This window comes from Sphingobacterium sp. 18053 (assembly GCF_902706145.1).
Lineage (GTDB): Bacteria > Bacteroidota > Bacteroidia > Sphingobacteriales > Sphingobacteriaceae > Sphingobacterium > Sphingobacterium paramultivorum.
Genome location: NZ_CACSJW010000007.1, coordinates 190,723 through 215,359, shown reverse-complemented (window position 1 = coordinate 215,359; position 24,637 = coordinate 190,723). Strand labels below are relative to the sequence as shown.

Here is a 24,637-nt window from a genome sequence, read left to right as displayed (position 1 = left end):
TCTTATAAAATAGAGTAGGGATTCCTACTCTATTTTATAGAAGTTTGTATTTTAAGAGGTAGGGGTAGTATTATGTTTCCAGCAGCTGAGAAGCGATTTATAAAGACCAATTTTATAACGATAATTGTATTGTTTTTGGTCATTATTGCTGGGGGAGTTGTTCGGAGTACAGGGTCAGGAATGGGATGTCCAGATTGGCCTAGATGTTTTAACCGTATTATTCCTCCAACAGATATCTCCCAATTACCTCAAGGATATGAACAGCATTATATTGAAGGAAGAGCAAAGAAGAACGAACGTTTCGCGAAAATTGTAGAATTTTTCGGGGATAAGGAAATGGCTTACAAGCTCCGTACCGATAAGAGTATTTTGCAGCATGAAGAGTTTAATGTTGCGAAAACTTGGACGGAATATATCAATCGGTTGGTAGGCGTTGTTTCCGGATTCTGTTTGTTATTTACAGCTATTTATTCTTTCACCTATTTAAAATCAAAAAGCTCGATCGTTGTTTGGTCAGTGATTAATCTTTTTGTTGTAGTACTTCAGGCTTGGCTGGGATCGATCGTTGTATCGACCAATTTGATGCCCTGGATTATTACGGTACATATGCTCTTAGCCATTGTAATTGTTTGTATTAGTATTTATACATATTTCAAAGCAGTTACTTTGCGAAACAAGACCTTACTGGTCAATCGTTCTTTGGGTATATTAAAAGGACTTGCCATTGCTTCAATTTTATTGATGCTAACACAAGTAATTGTCGGAACGGGAGTTCGTGAGGAGGTTGATTTATTAACCGGTTCAACGATAGCCCGGACTGATTTTATAACAACTATTGGTCAACAGTTTGAGTTACATCGCTGGTTGGCATATTGTTCTTTGATTTTAGTTATTGTATTATTCTTTTTGGTCCGCACGAGTTTTAATACGGGTTCTAAGCAATATAAATTTGCTTTAATCGCATTGATTCTAGTGGGTATCCAAATGCTATCAGGAATTATCTTAGCTCGATTTGCAATACCTGCATTTGCACAGACAACGCATTTGGTGGTAGCGACGCTTCTATTTGGGGCACAGTTCTACCTGTTGTTATTGTTAAACAAGCAAAGGCACTAATCTTGGAATTCGGGATGTTTATGTTTAAAAGTACGTGTTTAATTACACTGATAGTAGGAGGTCTCTTTTAGTTATGAAAGAATTTATTTCAGATTTCAAAAAGCTTGTTAAGTTGAGACTTACGTTGACGGTCGTATTTTCTGCGTCAATTGCTTTTCTGATAGGATCAAAACAACAGGGTGATATATTCTGGTTCAATTGGTTATTGTTGACTATAGGTGGTTTTCTGGTGACAGGTTCCGCTAATGGTTTTAATGAGATCATTGAAAAGGATTTGGATAAACTGATGAAACGTACGGAGGACAGACCGTTGCCATCAGGCCGCATGACAACAGGACAGGCTTTGGTATTGAGTGTCTTTATGGGCATCTTAGGAACCTTGGTGCTTGTTCGTTTAAATTTTGTCGCTGGTCTGCTGTCTGTTTTCTGTATCCTTCTTTACGCATTTATCTATACACCATTAAAAAGAAAATCACCAATAGCAGTGTTTGTCGGCGCGTTTCCGGGTGCATTTCCGCCATTAATTGGATATTATGCAGCCTTTTCGCAAGACGATTTAGCCTACTATAGTGGACATAACGAAGCGGCAATTATTATTATTCCCTTTGTGTTGTTTGCTATTCAGTTTTTATGGCAGTTTCCGCATTTCTGGGCAATTGCCTGGGTTGTGGATGATGACTATAAATTAGCAGGTTTTCGCTTATTGCCGACGACAAAACGTGATAAGATATCTGCTTTTATGGTATTCATTTCAGGTTTGTTTATGATACCTGCAGGTTTTATACCTTATCATTTTGGCTTTGGTGGGATTTGGTTTACGATTGTATCCGTGGTCGGTGGAATAATGTTTGGTTATTACGGTTATTTGCTGTTTAAGAATTGTGATATTCCTTCAGCGAAGAAAGTGATGTTTACCTCATTTATCTATTTGCCTGTGACACAACTCGTATTATTGCTTAACTTTATTCCGTTGAAATAATGTTAGATATACAAGCACAAACTGACGAGAAGTTAGTACAGAGAAAAGCCCAAAAGTTCAACCTGTGGTTGGGTATGTTGGGTATGTTCATGATGTTTGCTGCGTTATCCAGTGGTTTCATTGTATATACAGCGAGCGGCGTGGACAAAGGGATTAAGACCCTATTGCCAAATGCACTTTTATATAGTACCTTGGTGATTGTGGTTAGTAGTCTAACGATGTTTTTAGCACATAGAGCGGCTAAAAATGGCGAGTCTTCCAAACAGCGGTTGTTTTTGATAGCAACTTTTATTTTGGGAGTTGTATTTTTTGCCTTGCAAGTTCATGCTTGGAATGTATTGATCGATAGGGGTGTTTATTTTGTGAATAACAATGCATCGCAATCTTTTATTTACGTTTTTATCTGGATGCACTTGGCGCATATTATTGCGGGGTTGATCGTTTTGATTGGCGCGATTATAGGAATTAACAAACTTCCTAAAGACGGCAATCTTTTCCGCATGGATCTTGCCAGTATTTTTTGGCATTTTCTCGATCTTTTATGGATTTATATATATGTTTTCTTACTTTTGAATCAATAATAGTAAACAATGAGTACAACAGTATCGCAATTGGATAAGGTAAAAACTGGTCCATGGAATGGTGGAAAATCACCTTGGAACTTAGAGTATGGAAAAATCATGATGTGGTTTTTCTTGGTAGGGGATGCCTTCACATTTTCTGCATTTTTGGTTTATTATGGCGCACAACGATTTTCACACGCTGTATGGCCGGATCCTGATAAGGTTTTTCAATCTATTCCAGGAATTACTGACGGGGGACAACCCTTAGTATTTGTCGGTTTGATGACATTTATTTTGATTATGTCTTCAGTAACTATGGTGTTGGCGGTTGAAGCTGGACATCGTAATTCGAAGCATGAGGTTGTTAAATGGATGTTATGGACAATCTTAGGTGGTCTTTGTTTCGTTGGTTGTCAGGCATTAGAGTGGACGCATTTGCACCACGAAGGCTTTTGGTTCGGACGTAATCCTGCTACTGATATTGCTACACATATGGAAGGCGGAAATGTTGTTGAAAAATTGAGCCATTTCTTTACGGGAGATGTGTCGTATACATCAGCACTTCAGTTTGCAAACCTATTCTTTACAATTACTGGTTTCCACGGTTTCCACGTAACTGTTGGTATTATTTTGAACATCATTATTTTGTGCATGACTTTAAATAATACTTTTGAAAAAAGAGGGTCATATTTAATGATTGAAAAAGTAGGTCTATATTGGCACTTTGTGGATTTAGTGTGGGTATTCGTGTTTACACTTTTCTACCTTGTTTAGTAAAACAATTTAATTACAAAAGCTATGTCACAATATCAAGATAATATCGCTCACGGAGAGCACGCTCACGAAGGTGGGTTGGATAAAAAGGCTATATGGAGAGTGTTTGGAGTACTTTTGGCCCTTACTTGCCTAGAGTTCTTAATCGCATTAGGCTTCGTTCACCACTGGCAAATTCTGTCTAAAGGGGTATTGGTTAATTCAATTTACATTATACTTACTTTAGTTAAAGCCTATTATATCATTGCATTCTTTATGCACTTGAAATTCGAGAAATCGAGCTTCATTGTCACTGTAGGAATCGTCTTTATTTTTATTATTTATTTTATTGTTTTGATGCTAGTTGAAGGAGGCCATTTAGCTTCTGCATTCCAAGAACATCAAATATTTCCAAATAAATAGATAAAGTGAATGGATAATAATACTGGACAAAAGAAAGGTATTAAAACTATATTGATCCTGGCTGTAATTCTTTTACTGCCAGGATTTTTATATTTTATACTAAATAAAAGTGGCTCGAATAGCTACGCTTCTTTGCCAATTTTTGGGAAGAAAGAGGTTCCGGGAACCACTCATCGTAAATGGGGACGTGATATTCCCGACACCATCTACCATACTGTACCCCCGGTTGATTTTGTGAATTACGATGGTAATAAGGTACATCTATTGGACAATGATACAACACTTTCTGTCGTCCATCTGATGTATTCTAGAGATGCTTCATTATCGAGGACGATGATTAAGCGTTTAGATCAAATCGCTAATCGATTTATTCAGAATAAGAAGGTCCGCTTGTATTCAATTACGGTTGATACGGCATACGATACACCAGAAGTGTTAGCCAAATACTCGAAAGTTTACAAACCTTGGACCAAATCTTGGTTTTTTGTGACAGATCCTTCTGTTGATATCTTTAAATTTGCCCGAGAGAGTTTGTTACAGGATGCACTTGTCAACAATGAAGGCAGCAAACCATTTATTATTGGGTCTAGTTATCTTTTACTCGATACAAAAGGACGGATAAGAGGGATGTATGACATCAATGTCAAAACAGATGTTGACCGCCTTGAGGATGAAATTAAATTATTATTGGTCGAGGAAATCCGAAACCATCCAGCTACAATAGAACAAAAGAGGTAATTATATCATGGAAGAGAGTCTTAACAAGGAAAAAAAGTATAGTAAATGGATTTGGTTGCTATCGATTGTTATACCGATAGTGGTTGCTATCCTTTTTACGGTGAATTTACAAAAGCTGGGTTATGATGTAAAACCGCTAACATTTTTGCCTCCTATCTACGCGGCTATCAATGGGATTACGGCTGTATTGCTTTTTTGGGCCGTGGCTGCGATAAAAAGGGGCAATAAGCCCTTGCATGAGCGTTTGATCAAAATGTGTATTGCTTGTTCCTTAGCTTTTCTGGCGATGTATGTCGCTTATCACATGACTTCAATAGAAACGAAATATGGCGGTGAAGGAATTATGAGACCGATCTATTTCTTTATCTTGATCACGCATATCTTGCTTTCCATTATCATCATCCCTTTTGTACTCTTTACATTTGTTAGAGGTATATCGGGTTCTTATGAGCGTCATAAAAAGCTTGCCCGTATCACTTATCCCATGTGGCTTTATGTGGCTGTTACTGGGGTGATCGTTTATTTAATGATCTCTCCGTATTATATTGGTTAGTGATAAGAGTTGAGGGTCAGGGTATTGTGATCAAGTACAATGGCACGCCGGATTCGATTTGTTGAATCTGGTTTAATATTTAAATGAAATTGGATGCGATGGAGACTATATTCCATGTATCTGGGAGTATAAACAGTATAGGATTAATCAGTTGATTCGTATCGGCTAGATGGATCTGTAAAAAATCATTCACATATGAAGCGTATCTGGATTTATCAGGCAGATCGCCTGTTAACGGCGACAGAGGGACAGGAGATTGTTACTGACCTGGAAGCTTTTGCCGAACAGTGGAAAGTACATGGAAAGCCACTTTCTGCTTCCGCAGAATTGCGGGATAATCTTTTTATTATCCTTAAGGTGGATGAGGAGGTCGCGGCTGCATCAGGTTGTTCTATTGATAGTTCGGTTCGATTTTTAAAAGGAGTTGAATCCAAGTACGGTATTCAACTATTTGATCGAATGCAATTTGCTTATAAAGCGGATCAGGGAATAGGCGTGGTTAACCGTGACGGATTTGAGAAGTTATTGGCAGACGGTACCATCAACGATAATACCTTAGTATTTGATAATACCATTACCCATGAGCATCAAATGGAAGACGCTTGGGTAATACCCTTCCATCAAAGCTGGCATAAACGACTTTTTAGATAGGTTGTAAAACCATTTTATATAAGAAAGGCCATAGTTACATATGGCCTTTCTTTTTGATCTATAGATCTGTATTGCTTCTCTTCTGATCGATCCGCCGAACAGCGATAGTTTCGCTTATTCAGGAATAGTATAATGATGCATATATTTTGCTATCGCATTTGCACGTCTATTGACATAAGCAGAAGGGTTACGCGCATCCCATTCTCTTGGGTTTGGCAATATGGCTATGATCAAGGCGGCTTGTTTTTTGGAAAGATTGCTGCCTGTTTTGCTAAAGTAATACGAAGCTGCCGCATCGGCACCATAAACTCCCTGTCCCATTTCAATCACATTGAGATAAACTTCAAGGATGCGTTTCTTGCTCCAGAATGTTTCGATAAGAATGGTAAAGTAGGTCTCGAAGCCTTTTCTTAACCAGGAGCGGCCAGGCCATAAAAAAACATTTTTGGCTACCTGCTGACTGATTGTACTTCCGCCGCGTAATTTCTTTCCCTGTGCATTTTTTTTAATGGCATTCTGAATTCCTTGCATGTCGAATCCCCAGTGTGTCATAAAGTGAGCATCTTCTCCTGCGATGGCTGCTAACTTTAGGTTGTCCGAAAGTTCATCGTAATCCAGCCAGTTTTTTTCCAGTTTAAATCCCTTGCCCTGTTCTTTTAGCTCAAACCCACGTTGAATCATCAACCAAGTGATGGGAGGATTAATAAACCGCAGGCTAATGACCCAAAAGAGTGAAATACCAATAAAATAGAGGACTACCCGTGTCGCAATGCGCAGGATAGGAGATTTTATGTACTTCAATGGGTTGAAGGATGTTTTTTTGAAGGTATTTTGTTGTTTGCTGGACGTATTTTGTTTACCAGATCTTTTGATGGCCATGACTAATTTTTTTCGGATACAAACTTAGCTTATATTCTTGTTTAATGGAAATGATTTTGTCGAGAAGTTGAGTGTATCGTTTGCCAAAGCGACGATATTATCCTATTTTTACGCTTCATAAAAATTGATTTTAAAAGTTGGCAAAAGAAAAGAAAGTGACCCCATTGATGCAACAGTACAATGCGATCAAGATTAAGTATCCTGGAGCGTTGTTGTTGTTCCGTGTTGGCGATTTTTACGAAACATTTGGTGAGGATGCGATCAAAGCTGCCCAGATTTTGGGCATCGTTTTGACGAAGCGTGGCAATGGCTCGGAATCGGAAACTGCATTGGCTGGTTTTCCCCATCATTCCTTGGAAACCTATCTTCCGAAACTGGTGCGTGCAGGCCAACGGGTGGCAATCTGTGATCAGCTGGAGGATCCGAAGACGACAAAAACAATCGTTAAGCGTGGTGTGACCGAGCTAGTGACGCCCGGAGTCTCCTACAGTGACAATATTGTTCAACAGAAATCGAATAATTATTTAGCATCAATTTTTATCGAAAAGGAGCGAATCGGTATTTCTTTCCTAGATATTTCAACAGGAGAATTTCTGATTGCTCAAGGTAGCGTGGCCTATATAGATAAATTGCTTCAGGGCTTTAAACCGAGAGAAATTATTCTTTCAAAAAAACAGAGCAAGGAGTTTACAGAGCAGTTTGGATCACAATATTACACCTATTTTCTTGACGAGTGGCCTTATACGGGTGATTATGCCACTGAAACGCTATTGAAGCATTTTGAAGTCTCCTCGATGAAAGGATTTGGCGTGGACCGCATGACAGCAGGAGTTGTTGCTGCTGGTGTAGCATTGCATTACCTCAATGAAACCGAGCACCGTAATCTACAGCACATTTCTACGCTTTCCCGTATTGAAGAGGACCGTTTTATGTGGCTGGATCGTTTTACGATTCGTAATTTGGAATTAATCGGTTCGTTGAATGAAAATGCGGTTACGCTATCCGATGTATTGGATCAAACGTCCAGTCCAATGGGAGCGCGTCTGCTCAAGCGCTGGATCGTGATGCCGCTGAAAGACAAAAAGAGTATTCAGGAGCGATTGAATGTGGTCGATTTCTTTTTCACTAACCGTGATTTACGGGATGAACTGATTGGTCAGATCAAGCAGGTGGGAGATCTGGAACGTTTAATTTCCAAGATCGGACTGCAAAAAGCGAATCCGCGGGAAATTGTGCAATTGAAGCGCGCATTATATGCTATTGAGAAATTGAAGGAACTTACAGATCGTAAAGATGCTGATGCTCTTCGGACAATCTCAGATCAGTTAGATGCATGTGCTGTTATACGTGAAAAAATCGAGCAACAGGTTCAGGCGGAACCTCCTGTCGCAATCAATAAGGGGAGTGTAATCGCGGAAGGGGTGGACCCTGAATTGGATCGCTTGCGGAAGATCGCTTTTGGTGGTAAAGATTATCTGCTTGAGATCCAAAAAAGGGAAGCGGAGCTAACAGGGATTCCTTCTTTAAAAATAGCGTTCAATAATGTTTTCGGTTATTATCTGGAGGTCACAAATACACACAAAGATAAGGTTCCGACGACGTGGATCCGTAAACAGACACTGGTGAATGCTGAACGTTACATTACGGAGGAACTTAAAGAATATGAAGAACAGATTCTCGGTGCTGAGGAGAAGATCCAAGCGCTTGAGAATAGATTATATGCTGAACTATTGGTTGCCATTGCTGAATACATCAAACCTATTCAGCTCAACGCCCAGCTCATAGCTAAGTTGGATGTGCTGCTTAACTTTGCTGTTGTAGCGGAGAAAAACTATTATGTAAAACCCGAAGTCAGCGAGAGCAAGATTTTGGATATTAAAGGTGGAAGACACCCTGTCATCGAAAGAAACCTGCCAATAGGTGAGGATTATATTACCAATGATACTTTTTTAGATCCGAAAACACAACAGATTATTATTATTACGGGCCCTAACATGGCGGGTAAATCAGCGTTGCTCCGTCAGACTGGATTGATCGTGTTAATGGCGCAAATTGGTTGCTTCGTACCGGCAAAAGAGGCTAAAATCGGCTTGGTTGACAAAATTTTCACCCGTGTAGGCGCTTCGGACAATCTTTCTTCGGGTGAATCTACGTTTATGGTGGAGATGAATGAAACCGCGAGCATCATGAATAATTTGTCGGACCGCAGTCTTATTCTTTTGGATGAAATCGGTCGTGGTACAAGCACTTATGACGGTATTTCTATTGCCTGGGCTATTGCTGAGTTTTTGCATAATCATCCTGCTGCTAAGGCAAAAACCTTGTTTGCCACGCATTACCATGAATTAAACGAGCTGACTACTTCGCTGGATCGTATAAAAAACTATAATGTAACGGTGAAGGAGGTTAATAACAAAGTTATTTTCTTACGTAAACTTGTTCCAGGAGGCTCAGAGCATAGTTTCGGAATCCATGTGGCAAAGCTCGCTGGAATGCCGCAAAAGTTGCTTAATCGGGCCAATCAAATTTTGAAAAGGCTGGAGCAGGAGCGCACAGGTGGTGAGCAGATTAAAGATAGCATGCGCAAAATCCAGAAACAGGCCTACCAATTGCAGATGTTTTCTATTGATGATCCTGTCTTGAATAAGATCAGGGATATGCTGAATAACCTGGATGTTAATTCGCTTACTCCGGTTGAAGCATTAATGAAATTGGATGAGATACAACGCCTTTTAAAGAATTAAATCTTCCCTTGGGCTTGGGCAATTGATCTCAAGCGGAATTTGTTTTTTCGATTTACATACGCCAGATGATGTTTTTTAATACAGACATCATCTGGCGTATTTTTTTTCTGAAAGTGTCTGATCTTATTGGTCAGAAAGAACCTTCAGCTCGCTTTTATTACTGTTGGTGTCTGCGAAGTCATCAGGTTTTTGAGGGCTATTTGCTTAAAATCTGAAGAATAGCTCCAAGCTTCCGTAATTTGCCTGTATCGGGATCAATACCTTACTGCTTGCATCATAAGGCGTGTAATGATAGCCGAGTTCGAAACCAATGTACTTTTGGTTTTTCATGCGAAATAGGGATGCGAGACCAAGTCCTAGGTGCACATTATTGATGGTTACCATACGATCGGTGTATCCACCATCATAATAATAACCATCCGGATCATAATAACCAGAGGAATAGGCACTTTCTGTGATGCCGGTATCTGTAATATCTATGCCGAGAATACCTTTTGGAATCAGTATAAATTTGTCGTTGTCAAAAACTTTGTAACCTACAGTACCGCCCATAAATGCTGTCGCTGAAGAATTGACCGAAACATTGGAGCCCTCGTAATTGTAATCAATATTGCGGTCGTTTGAGTTGATGCGCACCTTGAAGCCACCTTCGAAAATAAATTTTCTTTCCAGCGAGCTCATCAGCATAAATCCAAAGTTTATGTTGGTTCCGAAAATTTTGTTGGCTCCGCCAAGTGGGGTGACTACGCCGATTGACGGAACATAGCCCAGTTTGGCTTTCTGTCTATCTCTATACACTTTGGGGGCTGGAAACCGCTGTTGATTATCTTGTTCGTTAGCTTGTTGGTCTTGTACGGCATTGGCAACTTCAGTATCTGAAAAAAGCTCTAAAATAGTTTTTTCCTGATCGGTTAACGTATAACTATCGGAAGCAAGCAGGGCTTTGGCTCTTACTTTTATGAGGCCGTCCAGTGGATGCCTTAATGGCACGAAATTGTATTTTTCCTTATGCTGTTCGTATTGTGTTGAAAAATCGTCCTGGTCTGCCGCATCCAGTCTTTGTAGAAAATTTTTATCGAATTGATTGTCTACATAATGTTTGATCTCTGTTGAGGTATTCTTTTTTTCAATGATGTATATAAGAATACGTAAACGCTGTACAAACTCGTTGGTACCACAGCTAGCTTGTATACTATTGAGTAAAGGATCAATTTTGTCAAAGTCATTGTTGTTCAATGTTTTTGTTAATAAGGGAAGTATTTCAGCTGTATGCCGGTCACAATTCTCTTGTGCATGCAATAGTTTTGTAGGAAGCACACCAATGATGATCAATATCATAAGAGCAAGCTGACGGATATTCATGGCTTATATAGATTTGTTGCTGACTAAATTAGCAAATAAATTGCAGGATACACTGGTTTGTTTGTACCAAAGGTTCTAAAAGTTTTATCTTTGACGTATGGCGTCGATATTTCGGTTTAAACAGTTTGAGGTTGATCAGTCTGACTGTGCAATGAAAATTAACACAGATGGCGTACTGCTGGCTTCCTTGCTGGAAGTAGAACCTGTGGACCGGGTACTGGATGTAGGTACAGGTACTGGAGTCATTGCATTGATGTTGGCTCAACGGCTCGTAGACAGTAGGGTAGAGGCTGTCGAAATTGACCCTTTGGCTGCTGCGATGGCAGACAGAAACTTCCGTAACTCCATTTTCCAGGAACGTTTAGAGCTGCATGCTACCTCCTTTCAACAAATGGATGTACAAGGGCATTATGATCTGATCGTATCAAATCCACCCTTTTATACAGATTCATTACATAATCCGGATGAACGCAAGAAGCTGGCGCGTCATACCGATCTGGATTTTTTTGCTGAACTGTTGGATTTCGCTGCTTTACGCTTATCGGATCGGGGAAAATTAGTGCTGATCCTTCCAACGGCATTAGCGGAAACGTTGACTAAAATTTCAGCGGAAAGGGGATTATACTGTTCCAGTGAAGTACAAATAAGCTCCTTTGAAGGGGAACCGGCCATTCGGAAAATCGTTACATTTGAACGCTTACATGTCGAACTACCCGCTAAACGGGCGTTTGTTATTTATGCCGCCAAGGGTATTTATTCAGAAGCTTATCGAAATGCCTTGGCACCTTATTTTTTAGCTTTTTAAGTGATGACAAAGATCGGATTACTCTCAGATACACATTCTTTTTTAGATGAAGCTGTATTTACTCATTTTGCAGCCTGCGACGAGATATGGCATGTGGGCGATTTTGGTGATCCTGATGTTGCGGATCGGTTAGCAGCTTTTAAGCCACTGCGCGGAGTATACGGAAACATTGATGGTCAAGAAATTCGTTTACAATTTCCAGAAGATTTGAGGTTTAGGTGTGAGGAAGTGGACGTCTTTATGACACATATTGGTGGTTATCCAGGGAAATATGCTGCACGCATAAAAGGGGAATTGATGAAAAATCCACCTAAATTATTTATTACCGGACATTCACATATCCTAAAGGTTATCTTCGACCCCAAGATCCATTGTCTCCATCTCAACCCTGGGGCGGCAGGTAAGCAGGGCTGGCACAAAGTAAGGACATTAATGCGGTTTGATATCAATAAAGATAAAATTGAGAACCTGGAGGTTATTGAACTCAAAGACCGTTAAGTCACCTAAGACTCTTCTTTAGTCTTTTTTATGAATAGACAGCCGGACTATACTTTGGGTAATGGCAAAGAGATCGTGCGGTACATTCGGCTCTAATGTCACTAACATGCCTTTTGTTAGACTGATTTTGCTTCCGTTAACGCCAAAATCAATATTGCCTTCGACAATTTCTACAATAATTGATGCAGCTGTTTTATGCTCCTTTAGATATTGCCCTTCTGCAAAAGCCAAGCGATATTCTTTGCTGCCATTGGTTTCTAGCAGGAGGTCCATTTTGGGTTTTTTGTCCTGAAATGTGACGTTTTGAAAAATAGATGCTGTCTGCATGGTCATTGTGCTATTATCTGTTGTTGCTAATATATTTTTGATAAAGGTCCTGTAAATAGGTCTGTAAGATCAGGGCGTGGGTATGTAAGGTGATGGGGGGCTTTCATGGCTATATTTATAAAATAACGCTATTACTGATATTAAAATAAATATATGATTTTCAGCTGTAAAATGTGTCAGCTCGTTATCTTATTTCTTCTATAAATCGAAAGAATTTCCCCCTCGGATAGACGGGAAGAAGTTGGTCAAAACGATGGAAAGTTTCCTATTGCAGGAGTTTTAAAAAGAAGTTTCTCAGGTACTATAGTGAATCACGAACTTCAAGAAGAAAGTTCTTCAACCGCTCCAATGAATCTACAACACGTTGATTTTCTTTTGCCTCAGATTTGTTGTCACGCAGGTAATCACGTGCACCCTGTAGTGTATAACCTTTATCTTTAACCAAATTGAAGATGATCTTTAAATTGGCAATATCTTCTTGCGTAAATAAGCGATTGCCTTTTTTATTTTTCTTAGGTTGTAGAATGTCAAATTCACGCTCATAAAAACGTATTTGGGACGCATTTACATCAAACATTTCTGTAACTTCTCCCATTGTATAATACAATTTATTTATTTCACGCTCTTTGTACGGCATATCTTCACGATTAATCTATAGCAAACTTAATAAAAATTCCAATTCAAAAAGAAATTTTTGCGATCTCTTATCTGATTAGGGACTGAACGAGAGGGATATCGTGCAATTCATGAGAAGCCAATAATAATTGTGTATAAAGGTAAATTTTTCTAAGTTTGACTAGTTTGAAAACGGTCTAGACATCATATATGATTATAGTTAGCAAATTTTGGACGAATTTCTTCTCTTTTGGAAAAGCCAATGCAATTACTATTTATCCTTTTATCTTTCTGAAAAATACCTTCTTTAAACAGCAGGACGACTTGATTCGTCATGAGCGTATACATTTGCGACAGGCGCTTGAATTAGGTATTCTCTTTTTTTATATATGGTATCTCATTGAATTTGCCGTTCATTTTATTCAATTTGGAGATTTTGATAAAGCCTACCGGCGTATTTCTTTTGAGCGGGAAGCGTATGACAGGGAGGGCGAAACAGATTATTTGTCCAAAAGAAAAATATGGGCTTTTTGGCGATATCTTTAAAAAGATGGCCTATTCAACCCTGCCATAAAAGCCTTATAAGGTCACAGGCACAACAATTATGAGCTGAATTGAAGATGCTTTCTAGCCGATAAAATAGACACTTTCAAAAAAGAAAGCGGTGCCAAGAATATTCCTGGCACCGCTTTCTTTTCTATTTTGAAGGCGATTATCCCACTAATTTAAGATAAGTAGCTACTTTGTCTTTTAACTGTCTACGGTCGACAATGAAATCCAAAAATCCATGCTCAAGAACAAATTCTGAAGTCTGGAATCCTTTTGGAAGATCCTTTTTAATTGTTTCTTTAATGACACGCGGTCCTGCAAATCCGATTAATGCTCCCGGTTCTGCGATATTTACATCACCTAACATCGCGTAAGATGCTGTAACTCCTCCGGTGGTAGGGTCTGTCAATAAACAAACGTAAGGAAGTCCTGCCTTTGCCAATAACGCTAACTTAGCCGAAGTTTTAGCCATTTGCATTAATGAAAATGCGGCTTCCATCATACGTGCACCTCCTGATTTGGAGATTAGCATAAATGGAATTTTATGCTCAATACAGTAATCTATCGAACGCGCGATTTTTTCACCAACGACAGATCCCATTGATCCGCCGATGAAACTAAAGTCCATACAAGCAATAACGATGTCTTGACCATTCATTTTTCCATGGCCAGAACGTAAAGCATCTTTCAGGCCTGTTTTGGCTTGACTTTCCTTTAAACGTTCAGGGTATGGCTTTGAATCGAAAAATTCTAATGGATCACCAGAATTTAGATTAGGAAATAGTTCTGTAAATTCGTTATTGTCAAATAAAATTGAAAAATATTCTTTGGAGCCAATTCTTAAGTGGTGCCCACAATATTGACAAACATAGTCGTTTTCTACTTGTTCAAGATGCAACAATGGTTTTTTACATGTGGGACATTTGTTCCACATACCATCAGGTGCTTCTTTTTTATTAGCGGTAGCTGTGCTAATACCAGCTTTTTCTCTTTTAAACCAACTCATACGATAGTTCTTATTCGATTACAAACTTATATAAATTTGCTTTTATATACAATTATAATTGTGTTGAATGTACATGCCAAGCGATTAAAACTCCTTGTGTAACAGGGCTTCTATAAATAAGGGAAATGCGGGTAACAATTGGGATATATAAGATATTTAGCTGATTATTAGGTTAGAATTGAATTTTTGACCGGAGGATTAGTCAAAAAAATGGGCATAAAAAAAGGGTAAGCTACTCCTATCGCACCGCTCAACCAAATACCCTTGCTTTGTTCCCAACCTGGGGGAGTCAATGGGAGCTGGTCGTAGAAGACTTACCCGCCACAAAAGTAGAAAAAAAAACAGTTTTAGGAAAGAAAAAATGCTATTTTATCTTATGCTGCTGATTATCATCGTAATAAATTGTATTTAGTAGCTGCTCATCGTACTGTTTTATGGTGAAAAATAGTTGGTATCAGTGTAAACCAGCTAAAAATGGCGTAAAATAAGTGCTTGACGAAGTCCATTGGCTGTAATTGTTCTTTTGAAAACGTCGGAAGTAGAATAATCTGGCGTATATGAGATCGACTTTGAATAGGCTTAATAGTCTAATTTCCCTTATTCAAAGGCGATCTCATTTTTTGGACTACATTTTTTCTTGATTGTATTCGCCCAATAGGGAATAATAGCCGAATAAGCCGAGTCCAATGGAGATTATGGGTGTCAAGATGCACAGGATAATGATGCCAAAAACGAGATCTTCCTGATGTCCCGTTGAAATCTTTGGCAGGGCCAGTTCAAAAATGGAGAAATAAGCAGTAAACAATGCTAAAACGATCCAAAGTATGCCGAGGAATTTTTTGAGATTATTCATGTGTTGCGGGAGTTGATTTGTTGTTGATATAGATACTACCAATGATAAAACATACAATGGCAATGATAATAGGGTACCACAAACCTGCAAGATAGAATTGTGGGGTATTGGATGCTTCAGCATTTGTCGTTAAGTATGTCGATACCGCAGGAAGGAGCCCGCCGAATATTCCATTTCCAACATGATAGGGTAAGGACATGGATGTGTACCGGATCTTTACAGGGAATAGTTCAACAAGAAATGCCGCGATGGGCCCGTACACCATTGTAATATAAATCACTTGTATAAAGATCAGAAAGACGAGCAGCATATAGTTCTTGCCTGCAAGATGGACTGTGGTTTTGGTCATTGGCTGTCCTTTGAGTTTTCCTGACTGATGTATCATGCTGGCTCTAGTAACTTCCGTCTGGTCCTCATATTGAGTCTTGATGATCGAAATGATTTCTGTTGTTTGCGGTCCAAGGGGGACCTCCGTTGTTTCGTTCACCTTGACTTTCTGTTCTGTATTGGAAAGTTGATACATGGATTCGTAAATCGGGCGGTAAGTCAATACGGCAAGTAACATCCCACCGAGCATAATCCATTTTCGTCCAATTTTGTCACTTAGCCACCCAAATACAACAAAAAATGGAGTTCCCAAGAGTAATGCGATGCCGAGGATGGTATCGGCCTGGTCAGATTGAAGGTGCATGACCGTTTTCATGAAACTCATCGAGTAAAACTGTCCGGTGTACCAAACAACGCCCTGTCCCATGGCTGCACCAAAAAGTGCGAGCAGCACAAATTTGAGGTTGTAGCGGTTGCCAAAGCTTTCTTTTAGCGGATTTGTACTTGTTTTTCCTTCCGCTTTGGCCTTGCTAAATTCGGGTGATTCCTTCATCTTCTTACGAATAAGATAGGAAACATATACCATGACTAAAGATAGGAGGAAAGGAACCCGCCATCCCCAAGAATCAAATTGTGATTCACTGAGAAAGCCTTTAGTAAGGAGGATGACAACGAGTGATATGAAAAGGCCAAAAGTAGCTGTTGTTTGTATCCATGATGTCCAATAGCCCCGCTGGCCCAATGGGGCATGTTCGGCGACGTAAGTTGCTGCACCGCCATATTCTCCTCCTAGGGCAAGACCTTGCAAGAGACGAAGGATCAACACGAGCAGCGGTGCCCAAAAACCAATACTTTCATAGCTGGGGATGCAACCTATGAGAAATGTTGCTCCGCCCATGAGCATTAAAGTAACCATAAACGTATATTTTCGACCGATAATATCACCTAGTCGCCCAAAAAATAGGGCGCCAAATGGTCGGACAACAAACCCTGCGGCAAATGTGGCTAGGGTTGAAAGAAAAGCTGCTGTTGGATTTTCAGCTGGAAAGAATTTGGTGGAAATTACAATGGATAGGCTGCCAAAAATGAAAAAGTCATACCATTCGATTAGTGTTCCCATGGAGGAAGCTCCGATGACTTTCCAGATACTTTTTGTATTGTTTTCGTTCATTAATTCTTGGTTTTTGGTTGGGTATAATTGTGAATTTTTATTGCGCTCCGAATAGCATTTCGGCGCTGGTGCATGCTATGAAATGAGCTAATTTTTTTGAATTTCCGTCTGTCCGGCAGTTTTATACCGTTTTCCAGGTAGGGCGTGAATGAGTGACTGCATTTCAAGTTCCAATAGGATTAAGGCCAATTTACTTTGTGGCCATTTTGTGAGGTCAATCATGTGGTCTATTTCTAATTGTCCCTTTTGCTGAATGAGTGTAAAAAGGAGTTGTTGGTCTTTTGTCAGTGTCAAAGGAAGGCTAAGCTGTTGGTCAACGGCTTTTGTGCTGATTTCCCAATTCATGAGGTATTCGAGATCCTGAAGACCTCTAATCATATGAGCACGGTTGGTTTTGATGAGGTAGTTTGTGCCTTCAGAACTTTTTTCATAAACGGCTCCTGGAAAGGCGCATACATCGCGATTGTAGCTGTTGGCAATTTCAGCGGTAATTAATGCGCCCCCTTTAATTGCAGCTTCTACGACAATGGTGACATCTGCCATACCGGCTATGATGCGATTGCGCATAGGAAAGTTACTGCGCTCAGGTAATGTGTTGGATGTAAATTCTGTCAATAAACCGCCTTGGTCTAGCATTTTTGTGGCAAGTTCGCGATGAGATGCAGGGTAAATTCGATCGAGACCATGCCCTAATACAGCAACGGTTGGAATATTATTTTTTAGTGCGTTGCGATGTGCTAAAGCGTCAATACCATAAGCAAGACCACTAACAATCAAGGTGTCTTTGGTACAATTCATGGCTTCTAGCAAATCTTCGCATATTTTCTGGCCATAATAGGTCGCATGTCTAGTGCCAACGATACTAATAACTTTTGCGCTGTTGAGTGGTTGGTTCCCTTTATAATAGACAACAAGCGGAGCGTCTTCACATTGCCGCAGCCTTTTGGGGTAATTTTCGTCTTCCAGCCATAACGCTTGTATCTGATGTTTTTCGATAAAAGCGAGTTCTTTTTCACAGGCGGACATATAGCTTTTATTGTATATTGCTTCGGCGATTGGCTCACGTATCCCAAGAATTTGCATCAAATCTTTTTTTGAGTACGCAAATAAGTCCGCTAAATCGTGACCTTGGTCAATGATGTGACGCGCTGTTCTAGGGCCAATCCCCTTGATTTTCGTCAAAGCTATGGGATAAATTAGTTTCATAATTGGGTTTATCTAAATATATGAAAAATATAACTAGCTGTTGTACTTTTTGTTAGAATTGCTCAGGCTTCTTGTATTTTTAGTAGAATTGCGAAGTTCTTAATCGGAGGAGATCACGTGCTTGCTGGAATACCCGCGGATTGTTATGGAATGAATGCAATTTTCCCGAGCTTATTTGAGATCGCGTGGGATGAAATATTGGTCAATTTTGGAAAGAAAGAAGAGGAATTGGTAACTTTGAACGATTAATGATATTTTAACTATGGAAATGAAAGAACCTTTTGATATCGAATTGGGGGATATAGTTTATTCTGTTTTCCCTGAGGAAGAAGATACGTATGTTATTTTTAAGGATGGTGTGGAATACGTAAAGATTATTAAAGACAATGATACAAACTGGTTGAAACTGAATCCAGAAACGGAACTTCCTATGTTCGGTATGGATGAAGAAGTCAATCTAATTGGCCTAGAAATTAAAAAGGAATTAGGTCTTTAGTTCCTTAAGTTAAAGATAGTTAAATACTTTTTAATTTTATTTATAGTTGGTTATTTTGGTTTATCAATTATAAATATGGTACGTATCGGATTTCTATCTTTATTGTTTTTCTGTGTCTACTTTTCATTTTATCGGCAGGGACTTTTTGCCCATCCAGCGGAATTTTATCATCAGGATACCATTGGGAAAAAAGGAAGTCAAAACGATACTTTACGTTTGGATACTGTTTCGATCAAACGTAAATCAGCAGCGGATAAATGGGAAGAAAAAAAGGAGGAGTATAAGTCGATCTTTTTCTGGGGTGATACGAAAAATATGGTGACCTTGCCTCATCAGGGGGGAATTGCTGTTAATCTGAACAAGCTTTACAATAAATTCAGTCGAAAGGGACGAAATTCGAGGAAGCTTCAACGTCAGTTTGAAAAAGAATACCAACAGGATCTGATTCGCGAGGAATGGTATCCTTTGACAGGGGAATACAGTAAGCTGTCGGGAGATTCTTTGCGCAAATTTAGGATATACTATGAGCCTTCCTTAAAGTGGCTTCGTGAGAATGATCGTTATGAGAAGATCGCTTATATCCATAAGTGTTTAACGAACTACCTCGATTCTGTAGACATTATCCATAGGCGACTTCAGTTTCCTATGGGTAATGCCAAACTTTAACTACATAGGTACGTATACCAGGTATTTTGTATCAAAGAAATCTTCTTTAAAGTAACCCGAAAGCGGGTGTAATTCTGCTTTGAGCTTAGATTCTTTGATCTCTTCGGAGAGATCTCCGCCTTTTAAGTAAAGAATTCCATTAGGGATACCGTTTTTATCTTTTTTTGCGAATTTATTCTGTATCCAAGGCGTAAATTCTCCAAGTCTTGTCACCGCACGTGATATGACAAAATCATATTTGTCGTCGAGTTGTTCTGCGCGAATATGATCTGCTTCGACATTTTGGAGACCGAGCCCAGCCGCAACTTCGCGTACGACTTTAATTTTTTTGCCGATAGAATCGACCAAATGGAATTTGACTTCAGGAAACATAATGGCCATTGGGATACCTGGAAAGCCTCCTCCGGTCCCCACATCCAAAATTTGTGTTCCTGGCGTAAGCTCTTGGACAAATTTAGCGATACCTAGCGAGTGTAACACATGGTGCAGGTAGAGGCTATCAATGTCTTTACGTGAAATGACATTGATTTGGCTATTCCAAAATGTATAGAGGTCGGCAAGTTTTGCAAACTGTTCTTTTTGAATATCCGTTAATTTTGGAAAATAGTTATAGATGATATTAACTGTTGGATTCAAAGCTTCATGTTTTAAAAGTGAATTATTTCCAGCTTATTTTTTTCTTTTTTCTGCTGAAGATGCCATTGATGCAAATATAGAAATAGTAGATGAAGTCTACCAAAGGCAGCCACCAAATCAGTTCCTTTACTTCTAGTTTTTTATAGATGTTGGCAAATATTATCCATTGTGCAATCAGCCTTAGGAGGTAGGCTGTAACAGGAACATACCAGTACATTGGAAAGGCAATCGCTGTTGCGATAAGTGCTATGTAAAAGAAGACTGCCGATACCAGCTGGGTGCCCAGCATGCGCTGATGTCGCTTTTTGTAAATAGTAGAGGCTCCTGAGTGTCTTGCTTTTTGCTTGTAATAGCTCCTCCAGGTCGCTTTGGGTTCCGAATAGACAATGGATTCGGCTGCCAGTGCAATGTTAACGTTGGTCGGATTTGCATTTTGGTTGACAAATAGATCATCATCACCCGATTTAATATGCATATGGGCAGCAAATCCTTTGTTACGAAAGAAAAGGTCTTTTTTGTAAGCCATGTTACGCCCTACTCCCATATAGGCATCTCCCTTTAGTGCATAGGAGAAATAACTCATGGCGGTATGGCTGGTTTCAAATCGAATCAATAGATTTAGCAAGCTCTTTTTCTTAAAATAAGGAGAATAGCCTAGTACAATTTCTGTTTCTGGTCTGAAAGCTGCTGCAATTTCTTTGAGCCATTGATCGGATTGTGGCGCACAATCCGCATCGGTAAACACCAGTGTCTGGTGCTTTGATGCTTTGATACCCATACTAACGGCAAACTTTTTACCATGTTTCAAGCGAATATGCTCTTTGATATCCACAATTTTTAAATGGGGATATTTTGCTTCGAAATCATGCAATATCCAAGGCGTATTGTCTGTCGAGAAGTCATTGACAACAATTACTTCAAAATTGGGATAGTCTTGATTCAGTATACTCGGAAGGAATTCAGGAATATTATCCTGTTCATTGTGCGCACAAATAATAACGGATAGCGGTGGGAATTCAGTTCCTTCTTGTACAGGTTCAATTTGATAACTACTCAATTTACTATATACAAATAAGATGTAGTACAATTGTATCAATAGGAAAAGACCCAATACTCCGAAAGCAATATATGGAAGATTGGCCAAAAATACGTGAAGGTCAAGCATAGCTCACAAAGATAAGTGCTTTCCGTAACTTTTTTATAGGGGAAAAATGATAATTTATTTTTGAAACATCCTGTTTGCAAATCTTTTTATAGTATTTTTGCAACGTATTCTAGGGATGAATCCGAGCTTGGGTGGAAATTAGGAAAGCTATAACGACTTTTTAAGTTGCAACTAGTTGAAAATGAGTTTTTAATTTTTTTTACTCCAAATGCCGATATCGCCATGTCCATGGCAAATCATCCTTTAAAATAGAAATAGTCTCAGAGGAAAAATATTAATGAAATTTACGCTACAAGCACAAGATAAGTTATCAAAAGCACGTGCAGGTGTTGTCGAAACTGCACATGGTCCCATTCAAACACCTATTTTTATGCCTGTTGGTACGGCAGGTACAGTGAAAGCAATTCATCAACATGAATTGAAGAACGATATTGAAGCGCAGATTATTCTGGGTAATACGTACCACCTCTATTTACGTCCAGGGTTGAATGTGTTGAATAAAGCCGGCGGATTGCATAAATTCAATGGTTGGGATCGACCTATTTTAACAGATTCTGGTGGTTATCAGGTGTATTCGTTGACAGAAGTACGTAAGATCAAAGAAGAGGGAGTTACTTTTCGTTCCCATATCGATGGGTCGAAACATCTATTTACACCAGAGAATGTAATGGATACGCAACGTATTATTGGTGCGGATATCATTATGGCATTTGACGAATGTACGCCTTATCCATGTGATTATGGGTATGCACGTCGTTCTTTGGATATGACCCATCGTTGGCTGAAACGCTGTGTAGATCGTTTTGATAGCACAGATCCGCTTTATGGGTATGATCAGACTTTGTTTCCAATTGTTCAAGGATCTGTTTACAAAGATTTAAGAATAAAATCTGCGGAGACTATTGCTTCGTTTAACCGCGAAGGAAATGCGATAGGTGGATTATCGGTAGGCGAACCTGCGGAAGAAATGTATGCTATGACCGAAGTTGTCTGTGATATCTTACCGTATGACAAACCACGTTATCTTATGGGGGTAGGAACACCGGTAAATATTCTTGAAAATATTGCTTTAGGGGTGGATATGTTCGATTGCGTTATGCCAACCCGTAATGCTAGAAATGGTATGCTTTTCACACAAAATGGTATTATCAATATCAAAAATGAAAAGTGGAAAGACGATTTTTCACCAATAGAAGCGGAGAGTGATCTGCATGCAGATCAATTTTATTCGAAAGCCTATCTAAGGCATTTGATTAAATCGCAAGAAATTCTTGGGGCACAAATTGCTTCTTTACATAATTTACATTTTTACCTTTGGTTGGTTAATCAGGCTAGGGAGCGAATCATTGATGGAACTTTCTACGATTGGAAAAACAAAATGGTGAAAATATTGGATCAACGTTTGTAAAACTAAATAGCTCAAGTAAAAAAATGCTGTCGTTAATCGATCGTTACATTATCAAAAAGTATCTAAGTACTTTTTTATTCACTATGGCGATATTTACTGTTGTCATGGTGGTTTTTGACGTGTCCGAACGATTGGATGATTTTTTAAAATATCATGCACCCCTCGATAAGATTATTTTTGAGTATTATGCTGGATTTATTCCCTTTTACTTAAACTTTCTTTGTCCGCTGATCAACTTTATTGCGGTTATTTTCTTTACATCCAAGATGGCGGATCAAACTGAAATTGTCCCGATTCTAAGCGCCGGGTATAGCTTTAACCGTTTGCTTCGTCCCTACATGATAGCAGCAACCCTAATCTTTGGCATTTCTTTGGTATTCAACATCTTTATTATTCCGAATACCAATAAGATGAAGGTTGATTTTGAAAATATCTACGTAAAGCCACCCAAGGATAACTCGAGGGTTTCTACCCACATGCAATTGGACAAAAACAGCTATGTTTATATAGACAATTTTGATAATACAACCAAAACAGGATACGGCTTTGTACTTGAAATTTTCAAAGGGGATACCCTCAAGGAGAAAATGATGGCTGACCGTATTACGTGGGACTCGGTGGCGACAAAATGGAAGATCGAAGGGTATACCAATCGTATTATTAATGGACTACATGAACGCATGGACAAAGGAGCCGTTAAAGACACAACCTTGGATATGAAACCTTCGGATTTTGAGGTGCGTGATAATATGTTTACCGCCATGGATACACGCGAATTAAATATTCGTATCCATAAGGAGGAGATCAGGGGAACCGGAGTTATGAACGATTTATTACTTGAGAAATATAAGCGTTATGTGTATCCATTTTCAGCTTTTGTACTGACCTTGATGGGCGTTGCACTGTCATCCAAGAAAGTACGTGGGGGGATAGGATTGAGTCTTGGTATTGGTATCGCGTTAAGTTTTACGTATATCGTCTTTATACAGTTTGCAACTATGTTTTCTTTGAAAGGGGGACTGCCACCGTTGATAGCCGTATTAATTCCGAATGTTACCTTCTTTTTGGTAGCATTATACCTGGCGATAAAAGCGCCAAAATAATTTTTTGTTCAGTTTTCAATAACTTCAGTGAGCTTGCCTTATAAAGGGAAATAATAGGTAGTGCTCATCATTTCTATACAAATGTATTCTAGAGAATATGACTAAAATTCAATTAAATCGGAATATTCTAATTCTGCATTTAACAATACTTATTTGGGGATTTACCGGAATTTTGGGTAGCCTAATTTCCGTATCTGCCCTTCATTTAGTGTGGTATCGTGTTGCAATAGCGTCTATCACGCTGCTGATCTATTTCTTGGTAACCAAACAATCGATTGTAGTTTCGAGGAAACAATTTCTCCAATTTTTTATGGTGGGGGCCGTTGTTGGGCTGCATTGGGTATTATTTTTTTATTCAATCAAAGTATCTACCGTATCAGTGACATTGGTTACACTATCCTCGGTGACTTTATTTACTGCGATATTGGAGCCTATTGTGAATAAAAAGCGCATTGCGCTGTTGGATATTGTAGTTGGTTTGGTAATTATCATCGGTATTTATACGATCTTTTCTTTTGAAACACATTACCTCGTTGGTCTATTGGCGGGGCTTGGTTGTGCGTTTTGCGCGAGTATATTTTCTATAGCTAATGCGCGCATGGTTAAAAAATCGAGCCCAACCCTGATTACGTTCTATGAAATGATGGGGGCATGCTTCTGGATCAGCATATTGATGTTGTTTACAGGAGATTTCAATGCTGAAATGAAATTGGGGCAGCAAGATTTAATTTATCTGCTGTTGTTAGGTGTGGTTTGCACGGCGGTGGCCTATGTTATGGGGGTTGCTGTCATGAAGGAATTATCTGCTTTTACTGTTGCGCTGACAACCAACCTGGAGCCTGTTTATGGTATTCTGTTGGCGATGTTGATATTTGGGCAAAAGGAGACCATGAGCGGCGGATTTTATCTTGGAGCCTGTATCGTTTTAGGAGCAGTATTTACTTACCCTTATGTAAAAACCAAATTAGAGAATAGACAAAAGGATCTGGTTATTCGTAAATTGCATTAATTGAGACAGTGAAGTCAATTTATTGACTTCACTGTC

Annotated in this window: 27 protein-coding genes and 1 other RNA gene; 17 read left to right on the top strand and 11 right to left on the bottom strand. The window is 39.2% G+C overall.

What is annotated here, in order from left to right; genetic code table 11:
• Window positions 1-72: 72 nt before the first annotated feature.
• The 8 genes from GVK91_RS17875 to GVK91_RS17840 all read left to right on the top strand — a co-directional run bounded on the left by GVK91_RS17875 (window position 73) and on the right by GVK91_RS17840 (window position 5,776).
• Window positions 73-1,116 (top strand): heme A synthase, encoded by a 1,044-nt coding sequence (locus tag GVK91_RS17875; RefSeq protein ID WP_070563550.1) that lies wholly within the window; start codon window positions 73-75, stop codon window positions 1,114-1,116.
• Window positions 1,117-1,189: 73 nt separating this feature from the next.
• A complete protein-coding gene (gene cyoE / locus GVK91_RS17870; RefSeq protein WP_070563553.1) occupies window positions 1,190-2,095 on the top strand; it encodes a heme o synthase in 906 nt (301 codons plus the stop codon).
• Window positions 2,095-2,676, top strand: coding sequence for a cytochrome c oxidase subunit 3 (locus tag GVK91_RS17865; protein ID WP_070563556.1), 582 nt, complete (start codon window positions 2,095-2,097; stop codon window positions 2,674-2,676). Before cyoE ends, GVK91_RS17865 begins: the two co-directional genes overlap by 1 nt.
• A 9-nt stretch (window positions 2,677-2,685) precedes the next feature.
• Window positions 2,686-3,432: a cytochrome c oxidase subunit 3 gene (locus tag GVK91_RS17860; RefSeq protein WP_153846056.1), complete on the top strand. Its 747-nt coding sequence runs from the start codon at window positions 2,686-2,688 to the stop codon at window positions 3,430-3,432.
• A 24-nt stretch (window positions 3,433-3,456) separates the two neighbouring features.
• Window positions 3,457-3,834, top strand: coding sequence for a cytochrome C oxidase subunit IV family protein (locus GVK91_RS17855; protein WP_070563563.1), 378 nt, complete (start codon window positions 3,457-3,459; stop codon window positions 3,832-3,834).
• A gap of 9 nt (window positions 3,835-3,843) precedes the next feature.
• The gene (locus GVK91_RS17850; RefSeq protein WP_159730574.1) at window positions 3,844-4,572 is read left to right on the top strand and encodes an SCO family protein; all 729 of its coding nucleotides are present in this window, start codon (window positions 3,844-3,846) and stop codon (window positions 4,570-4,572) included.
• Between the two features lie 7 nt (window positions 4,573-4,579).
• Window positions 4,580-5,125 (top strand): DUF420 domain-containing protein, encoded by a 546-nt coding sequence (locus GVK91_RS17845; protein ID WP_159730572.1) that lies wholly within the window; start codon window positions 4,580-4,582, stop codon window positions 5,123-5,125.
• A gap of 195 nt (window positions 5,126-5,320) precedes the next feature.
• Window positions 5,321-5,776, top strand: coding sequence for an ABC transporter ATPase (locus tag GVK91_RS17840; protein ID WP_159730570.1), 456 nt, complete (start codon window positions 5,321-5,323; stop codon window positions 5,774-5,776).
• Between the two features lie 114 nt (window positions 5,777-5,890).
• Here GVK91_RS17840 and mtgA read toward each other — a convergent pair whose 3' ends face one another.
• Entirely contained in the window at window positions 5,891-6,655 is a 765-nt protein-coding gene (gene mtgA, locus GVK91_RS17835) for a monofunctional biosynthetic peptidoglycan transglycosylase (RefSeq protein ID WP_159730568.1), read from the bottom strand.
• 137 nt (window positions 6,656-6,792) lie between these two features.
• Here mtgA and mutS point away from each other — a divergent pair, with 137 nt between their 5' ends.
• Complete coding sequence (mutS, locus tag GVK91_RS17830) at window positions 6,793-9,399, top strand: DNA mismatch repair protein MutS (RefSeq protein ID WP_159730566.1); 2,607 nt, start codon at window positions 6,793-6,795, stop codon at window positions 9,397-9,399.
• Window positions 9,400-9,603: 204 nt separating this feature from the next.
• Here mutS and GVK91_RS17825 read toward each other — a convergent pair whose 3' ends face one another.
• Window positions 9,604-10,761 (bottom strand): hypothetical protein, encoded by a 1,158-nt coding sequence (locus tag GVK91_RS17825; protein WP_159730564.1) that lies wholly within the window; start codon window positions 10,759-10,761, stop codon window positions 9,604-9,606.
• Window positions 10,762-10,858: 97 nt separating this feature from the next.
• On the opposite strand from GVK91_RS17825, the gene GVK91_RS17820 reads away from it, so the two are divergent.
• The gene (locus GVK91_RS17820) at window positions 10,859-11,566 is read left to right on the top strand and encodes a tRNA1(Val) (adenine(37)-N6)-methyltransferase (RefSeq protein WP_159730562.1); all 708 of its coding nucleotides are present in this window, start codon (window positions 10,859-10,861) and stop codon (window positions 11,564-11,566) included.
• 3 nt (window positions 11,567-11,569) lie between these two features.
• Window positions 11,570-12,064: a metallophosphoesterase gene (locus tag GVK91_RS17815; RefSeq protein ID WP_159730560.1), complete on the top strand. Its 495-nt coding sequence runs from the start codon at window positions 11,570-11,572 to the stop codon at window positions 12,062-12,064.
• An 18-nt stretch (window positions 12,065-12,082) separates the two neighbouring features.
• Here the strand turns inward: GVK91_RS17815 and GVK91_RS17810 are convergent, their stop codons facing one another.
• Both GVK91_RS17810 and GVK91_RS17805 read right to left on the bottom strand, forming a co-directional pair.
• The gene (locus GVK91_RS17810) at window positions 12,083-12,391 is read right to left on the bottom strand and encodes a cupin domain-containing protein (RefSeq protein ID WP_120333520.1); all 309 of its coding nucleotides are present in this window, start codon (window positions 12,389-12,391) and stop codon (window positions 12,083-12,085) included.
• Window positions 12,392-12,692: 301 nt separating this feature from the next.
• Window positions 12,693-13,028, bottom strand: coding sequence for a MerR family transcriptional regulator (locus GVK91_RS17805; RefSeq protein WP_046674120.1), 336 nt, complete (start codon window positions 13,026-13,028; stop codon window positions 12,693-12,695).
• Between the two features lie 188 nt (window positions 13,029-13,216).
• On the opposite strand from GVK91_RS17805, the gene GVK91_RS17800 reads away from it, so the two are divergent.
• Entirely contained in the window at window positions 13,217-13,552 is a 336-nt protein-coding gene (locus tag GVK91_RS17800) for a hypothetical protein (RefSeq protein ID WP_159730538.1), read from the top strand.
• Window positions 13,553-13,718: 166 nt separating this feature from the next.
• Here GVK91_RS17800 and accD read toward each other — a convergent pair whose 3' ends face one another.
• The 5 genes from accD to dprA form a co-directional block, all read right to left on the bottom strand.
• Window positions 13,719-14,561, bottom strand: a complete 843-nt coding sequence (gene accD / locus GVK91_RS17795; protein ID WP_159730536.1) for an acetyl-CoA carboxylase, carboxyltransferase subunit beta — start codon at window positions 14,559-14,561, stop codon at window positions 13,719-13,721.
• 222 nt (window positions 14,562-14,783) lie between these two features.
• An RNA gene (ffs, locus tag GVK91_RS17790) (signal recognition particle sRNA small type) lies at window positions 14,784-14,881 on the bottom strand.
• A 305-nt stretch (window positions 14,882-15,186) separates the two neighbouring features.
• A complete protein-coding gene (locus GVK91_RS17785) occupies window positions 15,187-15,414 on the bottom strand; it encodes a DUF6814 family protein (RefSeq protein WP_075991056.1) in 228 nt (75 codons plus the stop codon).
• Window positions 15,407-16,912, bottom strand: a complete 1,506-nt coding sequence (locus GVK91_RS17780) for an MFS transporter (RefSeq protein ID WP_159730534.1) — start codon at window positions 16,910-16,912, stop codon at window positions 15,407-15,409. Before GVK91_RS17780 ends, GVK91_RS17785 begins: the two co-directional genes overlap by 8 nt.
• A gap of 87 nt (window positions 16,913-16,999) precedes the next feature.
• Window positions 17,000-18,118: a DNA-processing protein DprA gene (gene dprA, locus GVK91_RS17775; protein ID WP_159730532.1), complete on the bottom strand. Its 1,119-nt coding sequence runs from the start codon at window positions 18,116-18,118 to the stop codon at window positions 17,000-17,002.
• A gap of 262 nt (window positions 18,119-18,380) precedes the next feature.
• Here dprA and GVK91_RS17770 point away from each other — a divergent pair, with 262 nt between their 5' ends.
• Window positions 18,381-18,614 carry a hypothetical protein gene (locus tag GVK91_RS17770; RefSeq protein WP_120333516.1) on the top strand — a complete coding sequence of 78 codons (234 nt, stop codon included), beginning with the start codon at window positions 18,381-18,383 and terminating at the stop codon, window positions 18,612-18,614.
• 75 nt (window positions 18,615-18,689) lie between these two features.
• On the top strand, window positions 18,690-19,280 hold the full coding sequence (locus GVK91_RS17765; protein WP_153846045.1) for a hypothetical protein: 591 nt from the start codon (window positions 18,690-18,692) through the stop codon (window positions 19,278-19,280).
• On the opposite strand, the gene rsmG is transcribed toward GVK91_RS17765, so the two are convergent.
• Both rsmG and GVK91_RS17755 read right to left on the bottom strand, forming a co-directional pair.
• On the bottom strand, window positions 19,281-19,916 hold the full coding sequence (gene rsmG / locus GVK91_RS17760) for a 16S rRNA (guanine(527)-N(7))-methyltransferase RsmG (protein ID WP_159730530.1): 636 nt from the start codon (window positions 19,914-19,916) through the stop codon (window positions 19,281-19,283).
• A 22-nt stretch (window positions 19,917-19,938) separates the two neighbouring features.
• Window positions 19,939-21,081, bottom strand: coding sequence for a glycosyltransferase (locus GVK91_RS17755; protein ID WP_159730528.1), 1,143 nt, complete (start codon window positions 21,079-21,081; stop codon window positions 19,939-19,941).
• Between the two features lie 277 nt (window positions 21,082-21,358).
• Here GVK91_RS17755 and tgt point away from each other — a divergent pair, with 277 nt between their 5' ends.
• The 3 genes from tgt (at window position 21,359) to GVK91_RS17740 (ending at window position 24,601) form a co-directional block, all read left to right on the top strand.
• A complete protein-coding gene (gene tgt / locus GVK91_RS17750; RefSeq protein ID WP_153846042.1) occupies window positions 21,359-22,489 on the top strand; it encodes a tRNA guanosine(34) transglycosylase Tgt in 1,131 nt (376 codons plus the stop codon).
• Window positions 22,490-22,515: 26 nt separating this feature from the next.
• A complete protein-coding gene (locus GVK91_RS17745) occupies window positions 22,516-23,592 on the top strand; it encodes an LptF/LptG family permease (protein ID WP_153846099.1) in 1,077 nt (358 codons plus the stop codon).
• A 97-nt stretch (window positions 23,593-23,689) separates the two neighbouring features.
• Entirely contained in the window at window positions 23,690-24,601 is a 912-nt protein-coding gene (locus GVK91_RS17740) for a DMT family transporter (protein WP_153846041.1), read from the top strand.
• The last annotated feature ends 36 nt before the right edge of the window (window positions 24,602-24,637 follow it).

Excerpts from the sequence above, each read along its gene's own strand:
- GVK91_RS17875 (WP_070563550.1), top strand. The coding sequence starts at position 73 with ATGTTTCCAGCAGCTGAGAAGCGATTTATAAAGACCAATTTTATAACG.
- cyoE (WP_070563553.1), top strand. The coding sequence starts at position 1,190 with ATGAAAGAATTTATTTCAGATTTCAAAAAGCTTGTTAAGTTGAGACTT.
- GVK91_RS17865 (WP_070563556.1), top strand. The coding sequence starts at position 2,095 with ATGTTAGATATACAAGCACAAACTGACGAGAAGTTAGTACAGAGAAAA.
- GVK91_RS17860 (WP_153846056.1), top strand. The coding sequence starts at position 2,686 with ATGAGTACAACAGTATCGCAATTGGATAAGGTAAAAACTGGTCCATGG.
- GVK91_RS17855 (WP_070563563.1), top strand. The coding sequence starts at position 3,457 with ATGTCACAATATCAAGATAATATCGCTCACGGAGAGCACGCTCACGAA.
- GVK91_RS17850 (WP_159730574.1), top strand. The coding sequence starts at position 3,844 with ATGGATAATAATACTGGACAAAAGAAAGGTATTAAAACTATATTGATC.
- GVK91_RS17845 (WP_159730572.1), top strand. The coding sequence starts at position 4,580 with ATGGAAGAGAGTCTTAACAAGGAAAAAAAGTATAGTAAATGGATTTGG.
- GVK91_RS17840 (WP_159730570.1), top strand. The coding sequence starts at position 5,321 with ATGAAGCGTATCTGGATTTATCAGGCAGATCGCCTGTTAACGGCGACA.
- mtgA (WP_159730568.1), bottom strand. The coding sequence starts at position 6,655 with ATGGCCATCAAAAGATCTGGTAAACAAAATACGTCCAGCAAACAACAA.
- GVK91_RS17825 (WP_159730564.1), bottom strand. The coding sequence starts at position 10,761 with ATGAATATCCGTCAGCTTGCTCTTATGATATTGATCATCATTGGTGTG.
- GVK91_RS17820 (WP_159730562.1), top strand. The coding sequence starts at position 10,859 with ATGGCGTCGATATTTCGGTTTAAACAGTTTGAGGTTGATCAGTCTGAC.
- GVK91_RS17815 (WP_159730560.1), top strand. The coding sequence starts at position 11,570 with ATGACAAAGATCGGATTACTCTCAGATACACATTCTTTTTTAGATGAA.
- GVK91_RS17810 (WP_120333520.1), bottom strand. The coding sequence starts at position 12,391 with ATGCAGACAGCATCTATTTTTCAAAACGTCACATTTCAGGACAAAAAA.
- GVK91_RS17805 (WP_046674120.1), bottom strand. The coding sequence starts at position 13,028 with ATGCCGTACAAAGAGCGTGAAATAAATAAATTGTATTATACAATGGGA.
- GVK91_RS17800 (WP_159730538.1), top strand. The coding sequence starts at position 13,217 with ATGATTATAGTTAGCAAATTTTGGACGAATTTCTTCTCTTTTGGAAAA.
- accD (WP_159730536.1), bottom strand. The coding sequence starts at position 14,561 with ATGAGTTGGTTTAAAAGAGAAAAAGCTGGTATTAGCACAGCTACCGCT.
- GVK91_RS17785 (WP_075991056.1), bottom strand. The coding sequence starts at position 15,414 with ATGAATAATCTCAAAAAATTCCTCGGCATACTTTGGATCGTTTTAGCA.
- GVK91_RS17780 (WP_159730534.1), bottom strand. The coding sequence starts at position 16,912 with ATGAACGAAAACAATACAAAAAGTATCTGGAAAGTCATCGGAGCTTCC.
- dprA (WP_159730532.1), bottom strand. The coding sequence starts at position 18,118 with ATGAAACTAATTTATCCCATAGCTTTGACGAAAATCAAGGGGATTGGC.
- GVK91_RS17770 (WP_120333516.1), top strand. The coding sequence starts at position 18,381 with ATGGAAATGAAAGAACCTTTTGATATCGAATTGGGGGATATAGTTTAT.
- GVK91_RS17765 (WP_153846045.1), top strand. The coding sequence starts at position 18,690 with ATGGTACGTATCGGATTTCTATCTTTATTGTTTTTCTGTGTCTACTTT.
- GVK91_RS17755 (WP_159730528.1), bottom strand. The coding sequence starts at position 21,081 with ATGCTTGACCTTCACGTATTTTTGGCCAATCTTCCATATATTGCTTTC.
- tgt (WP_153846042.1), top strand. The coding sequence starts at position 21,359 with ATGAAATTTACGCTACAAGCACAAGATAAGTTATCAAAAGCACGTGCA.
- GVK91_RS17740 (WP_153846041.1), top strand. The coding sequence starts at position 23,690 with ATGACTAAAATTCAATTAAATCGGAATATTCTAATTCTGCATTTAACA.